This is a genomic window from Syntrophales bacterium (assembly GCA_030655775.1).
In the GTDB taxonomy this organism is placed as follows: Bacteria; Desulfobacterota; Syntrophia; order Syntrophales; family JADFWA01; genus JAUSPI01.
Genome location: JAUSPI010000020.1, coordinates 1 through 7,156 on the forward strand (window position 1 = coordinate 1; position 7,156 = coordinate 7,156).

The window sequence follows — 7,156 nt, forward strand, 5'->3', positions numbered from 1 at the left end:
AAAACGATGGCTATTTTTGGCAGAGCTTAAGTATCCCCGTTGGTACTAAAATAGCCCTTTCCGGATACATAAAGACCGAAAATGTTTTGGGTGACGGAGTTTATCTGCGGGTATATTTTTTGAGTAGAGATGGAAAATACATCTCAAGCCCAACCGTGTATAGTCCTACTATAACCGGCACGACTGATTGGACGAAATATACCGTAAGTATAACAGTGCCTGAAGAAGCTGCCTCCACCCGGATAGAATTAGATTTATCTGAAGCAACCGGTACTGTCTGGTTCGATGACCTCGAAGTAATAAAAACGCAATAAATAGTCATTTGAAAGAACATTTTTTTGAAGTATAATAATATAATGGTTAAATTAATGATTAAATAAGTAAAATAAGGAGAATATCAAAGATGGATATTAGAAAAGAGATGAAGGTTGAAAGCGTAAAAGAAGAAAAGGGCAGGATAACAGTAATTACTACTGGAGCAAGATACATCCTGGATAAATCTAAGGAAAAAGGCGAAATTCTTTGCTATCAACTCCTCAATAAGGAGCGTTTGATAGCTACGGTTGGTTTCGATCATTCCTTTTCTACCTTGAGCGTAGAAAAAAAAGACGAGAACACCTGTGTGCTCCATCAAGTAGTAGGAAGCGGAGGGGGATACACAAGATTGCAGATAAACAGCGATTCTCTATTGGATGTTTATAGCTTGAATGAACTGAATATTACAATTCAAGGGAATTTTCTGCCCGACTACAGCGCCCAGAAAAACGGCCACATTTTATTAATTGATGAAACCGGAGGGGTGGGGTTCTATCCTTATCAAGGTTTAAGAAATATAGAATTTACCAATTTTACATCCCAGGAATGGGAAATCAACTATAGTTTGGATAAGTCTTTTCGATTCCTGGTTTCCGTATTTCCCCCTCGGAGATTCAACTATGCCCAATCTTTTGAAGAAAGGGTTGTTCACCATGGCTGCCTGGGGCATTGGCCGCCATCACCGCTGACAAATGAAATGATAGAAGAGGCAAGAAAATATGCCAATGTTCTGGTTTTACATGACGAGTTAATCTGGCACGGCAAACTTACGAGAGCGGGTAAGCCAAGGAAGACTGTGGAAGATCTCTACGAGGATGCCAGTTTTTGCACTTTCGACTATGTGCCGGTAGATGAAAAAGACCTGGTAAGAATTATCAAGAAAGCCCATTCTCTTGGGATGAAAGTAATTCCTTATATGAGTCCATTCTATTCTATGGCTAAAGGAGAGGATTTCTTGGAGCAGGTGAAGGGCGTACTGGAAAAATATGATTTTAATGGAATTTATTTTGATGGGATTTCTACAGATATACTCTACTCTTACAAGATGGTCCGGGATGCAAGGAAATTGCTGGGTGATAAGATTCTCTATGTTCATTGTACAGTCGACCCCCTAATCAGTCGAAATATCTATTGCCCATTCATAGACACGTATGCCGACTATATCATGCGGGCTGAAGGGGTTGCAAATGCCAGCGACAAGTACCTGCGTTATGTGATTTCTGGATATAATATCAGTAATAGCATAGGCTATGTTTGTTATTATATACTTCCGGTTGATTATATGCGAAAAATCATAGACAAGGTATTGGCGTTTAATGCCAGGTTTTACCTGGGGTCTCCGGAGACGGAGAGAGAAAGATTATTGAAGAAAGAATACTTCCCCAAATTAAAAAAAAGAAGCAAAAATACAAAGGGTTGGAGGCGGGATGATTGATATACATACACATATCGGCAGGATTATGTATGGCGAGAGGTTTCTGAAGCCGGCAGAGTTGCTTCAGTTTATGGACAGGAACCGAATTGAAAAAGCGGTAGTTCTGCCGATAGAGAATCCGGAGGAATTGGACTATTACGTAACTACGGAAGAAGTCCTGCGGGCGTACCGTCGGTATCCGGACAGGATTATCCCGTTTTGCAATGTTGACCCAAGACATTGTACCAACGATGGTAATTGGGACCCCACGCCAATCATAACGGAGTATGTTGACCAGGGATGCAGAGGTTTTGGCGAAGTCCTGGCTAACATGCGGGTTGATGATAATAGAATGCAGAGGATTTACCAGGTTTGCGGTAAACTCGGTTTGCCCATAACCATTCATTTCGGCAAGTTGAACGGTCTTTATGATGAAATTGGTTTGCCGCATTTTGAGGAGATGCTCAAGAAGTATCCTCAAACTATTTTTCTGGGGCACGCGGTTTTTTGGTACGAAATTTTCGCCCAAACCAAAGAAGACGCGAAACCTGGTTATCCAAAAGAGAAAATTATTCCCGGCGGCCAACTGGACCGCCTCTTTTCTATCTACCCCAACCTTTATGGAGACCTTTCTGCAAACAGCGGTTACTACGCGATTAGCCGCGATCCGGAATTTGGCAAGGCTTTTCTGGAGCGGCATGCAAAGCAGCTTCTCTTTGGCACCGACTATTTGAGGTTAGGGCAAGAAACGCCGATTATTGAATTTCTCAAACACATCGGGTTGGATAAGAAAACATATCAGGCGATTGTGAAGGATAATGCAAAGCGAATCTTGAAATTTTAAGAGGAGAGATAATACGATGAGGAAATTTCCGGTTAGAATTTCATTGGGTAAGGCGGAAAGACGGGCTGTGTGTCGCGTCATGGACCGCGCGATACGTAAAGGCAACGTTTACCTTGAGAGGTATGCCGGCCTAGAGGTCGATGCATACGAAAAGGAATTTGCTGCGTATTTCGACAGCAAATTCGCCACGGCTGTCAGCTCAGGGACAGCGGCGATCCACACGGCGCTTGCCGCCCTGGAGTTGGAGCCGGGGACTGAGGTGATTGTGCCGCCGATCACGGATCCGGGAACTATTGCGCCGGTTTTAATGCAGCAGTGTATCCCTGTTTTTGCGGATGTGCAAGACAACACGCTGAACATTTCGGCGAAGTCAATCGAGCGACGCATTACCCGACATACCGGCGCAGTGATAGTTGTTCATCTCGTCGGTCACCCGGCCGACATGGAAGCTATTATGCCAATCTGCCGGCGGCATAGATTGAAGGTGATTGAGGATTGCGCTCAGGCGCCCGGCGCCCGGCTGAATGGAAAGCTCATCGGGACTTTCGGAGATATGGCGGCGTTCAGCCTGATGTGTATTAAACATATGACCTCGGGAGGCCAGGGCGGCATGGTTGTCACGGACAGCGAGGAGTATTACTGGAGAGCGAAGCGCTTTGCCGATCGCGGCAAGCCTTTCAACAGTGAGGAGTCCGCCAACGTGCGTTTGGGCTTAAACTATCGAATGACCGATCTGGAGGCTGCGATCGGACGGGTGCAGTTGAAGCGGCTTGCCGGTATGATTGCCAAGAGGGAACGAATTGTGCAGGCGCTTGAGAAAGGCACGCGCAATTTACAGGCATTCCGGTTTCGGAAAACGATTCCAGGAGCAAAATCGGCGCATTGGTTCGTGTTTGTCTATTATGACGCAAGCAAGATGAAAATAAGCAAAGAAAAGTGCGTGACTGCTTTGAATAAAGAGGGTATCCCTGCCGGTGCTTATTACGTGGAATTAATATATGATCAGCCGTGGATAAAGCACCGGCGTACATTCGGGAACTCTCAGTTGCCGTGGAGTCTTATGAAGCGTACGGAAAAAATAGACTACACGGGCTGTTGTCCAAACGCCGAAGGGGCTTTACGGGATACAATTAGAATACTTATTCATGAGGGATGGACAAATCGCGAGGTTAAGGCCACGATTGCGGCATTAGAAAAAATGGAGCGCCTCTACGGGAAGGAGGATGTACAATGCGGGTAGTGATTGTGGGGGATAAAATGCATATTACAGCGATAACCGTTACCTCCTGTTTAAACCTCAAAAATGCGTGAAAACGCAATTTTTTGACCGCAGATCGTTGAAAACACTACAAAACATAATTTGAGTTACTTGCAAAAACGCTGAATCAACCACATCCCACCAAAGTGGGTAATGTGGGTTTCGTCGAAGGAAAAAATGGACTTTTTGAGTTCCTTTTGGCATTTTTGGCATAACACACAAAATACCCTTTTAGGGAAGTTTGTGTGATGGAACTTATTCGACCTTTATTGTAGCATTTTTTCGCTAATAGCTTACTGTTTTCCATGTTTTCAGAGTAGAATATTATCGTTTTTCACGCATTTTTGAGGTTAAATGAAGTTTAAAGACCGAAAGATTAATTTTGGGAATGGAAAAAAAGAAAGATTTGCTGGTTAGGGAAAAACTGCTGGAAGCGTTCCGGTTGATGTGCCGGATAAGATTCTTTGAAGAGCGCGCCAAAGCGTTATACAAAAAAGGTCTGCTCTACTGCAGTTTCCTGGGAGCGCTGCATACTTATAAACCGATAGACGTCAAGATGATTAAAAATTGCGCCCGGGAGACCGGCGCTATCATCACCGTGGAAGAGCATAACCTCTCCGGCGGTATGGGGAGCGCGGTGGCGGAGGTACGGGCGGATAGTAATGTCAGCGGCATCAAGTTCAAGCGTATCGCTTTCCCGGATATTTACGTTTCCCTGGTCGGTAGTCAGGAATGGCTGCGCGGTAAGTACGGCATATCCCCGGAAAAGATAGCCGTAACCGTTTAGAAAACATTGGCTGGATAAAGAAGAACGTTTTTCGGTTTTCATGTTTATACGGAAGGAGATTTATGGCTTATTCCGGTGTATTAGACGATATCAAAACCTGCGTTAATCTTGGTATTCCGAAAAGGGTGCCCATCTTTGCCGAGAGCGAATTATTTGATGTGCGCATGGCGGGAATAAGTTATCGCGAATATACTTACAATGTCGACAAAATGGTTAAGTCCCGCGTGGAAGCGGTAACGAGATTTGGTTCTGATTGGAGCATTGGTTGGCCCGATGATTACGTGGAGTTTGAACCGTTGGGAATAAAGCTAAAAGGCGAAGAAAATGTGCCGTTGGCGCCGTATGAATACCCGCCGGCTTCCTGGAGCACGCTTAAGAGTCTGTTATGTAAAGTGTCAAGCCAACGGGTAAATCTCTGTATTCAAGGCAACTGAGAATCGAACCCGAACTATCTGTTATCCGTGGCGTCCAGTTAAGGACCACACTCTTTGATTCTTTCGTTGAAATTTCTCGGGGGTCTCTGTCTAAAAATCGAGCCTGAGTTTAAGCTCTGATTCTTATCGAGGCGTCCCCCAAGAACGGGCTCCGGATTCCGATAAACAGTCAATATACCTGAAAACGTTTCAGCGGACAATGTACGGCCTTTGCTCTTTTAAAACACAGTAGATTCGGTGTGTCAGTTTGCGCGCCACGGCAACAATCGCTTTTCTGGCTGCGATTTTCGGATGGTGCCGGCTCTTAATTCTACCGTAGAATTGATTCAGTTCGCTGTCCTTGCGTATCGCTGACCAGGCAGCTTCAATAAGCAGTGAACGCAACATGCGGTTGCCCAGACGGGTAATGGAGCCGCGGTTGACATCATCGCCGGTTGAATTTTCGGTCGGCACCAGACCGATAAAAGCCGACAACTCTCTGACATTCTTTAATTTCCCGGGGTCGCCGATACGGCCAAGCAAGGTGACCGCGGTAATAAAGCCGATGCCCGGGATGGAGGCCAGGTGGCGCACCTGTTCTTGAATTTCCGGCTGGTCCTTAACCAGGGCCCGCAGTGCCCGCATAACAGAAGATGTTTGCTTACGGGCGTACTCAAGATCCATCAGGAGCATGTTTATTCTTTGACGCACGGCGTCAGAACATGGCAGAGTTTTAAGCGTCTTGATGTAGTTGCTTGACCAGTTCTGTTCAACATCGGGAATCTCTGAATTCAGGCCGACATAGAGCAGCAGCGCTTTTATTCTCTGTTTGGCCACTTTACGATTATGTACGTAATCTTCTCTAAGATTAACCAGGTGCCGCAACTCACGATACGCGCCTTGGGGAACACGAATGGGTATCAGGTTCCCGGCTTTTAACTCCTCGGCGATCTTTTGGGAATCGATGCGATTATTCTTCACTTTCTGGTTTGAGGCTTTCGGGATAGATGCCGGCGATACGACCAGGCAGTCCTGCTTCCTGGCCGACAGGAAATCGTGAAGCTGGTACCCGGTGGGTCCAGCTTCATAAGCAAAGAGCACCTTTTTGCCGGCGAATTGATTAGTGACATAGTTATACAGCTGTTGTGGTTGTGATGGTATGGTTTTAGACTTACTCATCATACTATGATCCTTGACGGTAAAAGAAAACCTTTTCTTGTCAACATCGATGCCTAAAAAAACGTCATAATCCTTGGGCAAATATTCTTGTGCCATGTTTCCTCCTTTGTGCTATTGAAGTATTCTTTTAAAGAATATTTTAACATTTATCCTCGGAGAAAAACTTGACACTTTATCATATCATCTAGCTGATAAGGCAATTGACTTTAACGGAGATCGCATTGAAAATTGCATAGTCTATACAACCTATAATACTTTGTGCTCCGACAAGTTTATTAAGATAATTTCAGAATTAGGTGGAAATATTTTACTTATTTGCGATGAAGTACATTGGGTTGGAGCCGATATTTTCCAAAAAGGATTACTACCAATTTTTAAATATCGGTTGGGATTAAGTGCCACCCCGGAAAGATATATGGATGAAGAGGGTAGTGATATAATCAAGGATTATTTTGGAAAAGTGGTTTATGAATTTTCTTTAAAAAGGGCATTAACAGAGATAAATCCGGCAACAGGAGAAACTTTTCTTTGTCCATATAATTATTATCCGGTGTTTGTAGAACTAGATAGCGTTGAACTTGAAGGGTACCTTAAATTGACTGAGGAAATAAAAAAACAATATGCTATGGAAAGAAAACTCGAGAGAAACAGTAGTTACTATCAGAGACTTTGTGAGAAAAGGCAAGCGATAATAACTAATGCAGAGGATAAATATAGAGTAGTAAAGGACATTATTAGATCATTAAAAAAAGCAGAGTTTCTCTTAATATACTGCTCACCATGATTAACGACAATTATTTATACCTACCGGCGACAATTAGAATTACCTACCAAATTTCCTGCTTTTTCGTAGTGTTTGTAGTCAAGCAAAAGTGTACCACCCCCTTGCAGGGTTATTGAATGGGTAGCCCACCGTAAATTCCTTCTTTTTATGCACAGTCTTCGC

Annotated in this window: 8 protein-coding genes; 7 read left to right on the forward strand and 1 reads right to left on the reverse strand. The window is 44.2% G+C overall.

Translation table 11 applies throughout. The features are described from left to right. The 6 genes from Q7J27_00840 to Q7J27_00865 all read left to right on the forward strand — a co-directional run. Nucleotides 1-314, forward strand: a 314-nt coding sequence (locus tag Q7J27_00840) for a hypothetical protein (protein MDO9527686.1), incomplete at its 5' end; no start/stop codon positions are given. Nucleotides 315-403: 89 nt separating this feature from the next. Continuing rightward, entirely contained in the window at nt 404-1,750 is a 1,347-nt protein-coding gene (locus Q7J27_00845; protein ID MDO9527687.1) for a hypothetical protein, read from the forward strand. Further along, nucleotides 1,743-2,573, forward strand: coding sequence for an amidohydrolase family protein (locus Q7J27_00850; GenBank protein MDO9527688.1), 831 nt, complete (start codon nt 1,743-1,745; stop codon nt 2,571-2,573). The genes Q7J27_00845 and Q7J27_00850 overlap by 8 nt, the downstream gene beginning before the upstream one ends. Before the next feature lie 16 nt (nt 2,574-2,589). Then, on the forward strand, nt 2,590-3,813 hold the full coding sequence (locus Q7J27_00855; protein MDO9527689.1) for a DegT/DnrJ/EryC1/StrS family aminotransferase: 1,224 nt from the start codon (nt 2,590-2,592) through the stop codon (nt 3,811-3,813). 406 nt (nt 3,814-4,219) lie between these two features. Continuing rightward, entirely contained in the window at nt 4,220-4,618 is a 399-nt protein-coding gene (locus tag Q7J27_00860) for a transketolase C-terminal domain-containing protein (protein MDO9527690.1), read from the forward strand. 62 nt (nt 4,619-4,680) lie between these two features. Continuing rightward, nucleotides 4,681-5,052, forward strand: coding sequence for a hypothetical protein (locus Q7J27_00865; protein ID MDO9527691.1), 372 nt, complete (start codon nt 4,681-4,683; stop codon nt 5,050-5,052). A gap of 189 nt (nt 5,053-5,241) precedes the next feature. On the opposite strand, the gene Q7J27_00870 is transcribed toward Q7J27_00865, so the two are convergent. Continuing rightward, a complete protein-coding gene (locus tag Q7J27_00870) occupies nt 5,242-6,306 on the reverse strand; it encodes an IS110 family transposase (protein ID MDO9527692.1) in 1,065 nt (354 codons plus the stop codon). Between the two features lie 160 nt (nt 6,307-6,466). Here Q7J27_00870 and Q7J27_00875 point away from each other — a divergent pair, with 160 nt between their 5' ends. Continuing rightward, on the forward strand, nt 6,467-6,994 hold the full coding sequence (locus tag Q7J27_00875; protein ID MDO9527693.1) for a hypothetical protein: 528 nt from the start codon (nt 6,467-6,469) through the stop codon (nt 6,992-6,994). Nucleotides 6,995-7,156 lie beyond the last annotated feature (162 nt).

Coding starts and splice junctions, on each gene's coding strand:
- Q7J27_00845 (MDO9527687.1), top strand. CDS start 404: ATGGATATTAGAAAAGAGATGAAGGTTGAAAGCGTAAAAGAAGAAAAG.
- Q7J27_00850 (MDO9527688.1), top strand. CDS start 1,743: ATGATTGATATACATACACATATCGGCAGGATTATGTATGGCGAGAGG.
- Q7J27_00855 (MDO9527689.1), top strand. CDS start 2,590: ATGAGGAAATTTCCGGTTAGAATTTCATTGGGTAAGGCGGAAAGACGG.
- Q7J27_00860 (MDO9527690.1), top strand. CDS start 4,220: ATGGAAAAAAAGAAAGATTTGCTGGTTAGGGAAAAACTGCTGGAAGCG.
- Q7J27_00865 (MDO9527691.1), top strand. CDS start 4,681: ATGGCTTATTCCGGTGTATTAGACGATATCAAAACCTGCGTTAATCTT.
- Q7J27_00870 (MDO9527692.1), bottom strand. CDS start 6,306: ATGGCACAAGAATATTTGCCCAAGGATTATGACGTTTTTTTAGGCATC.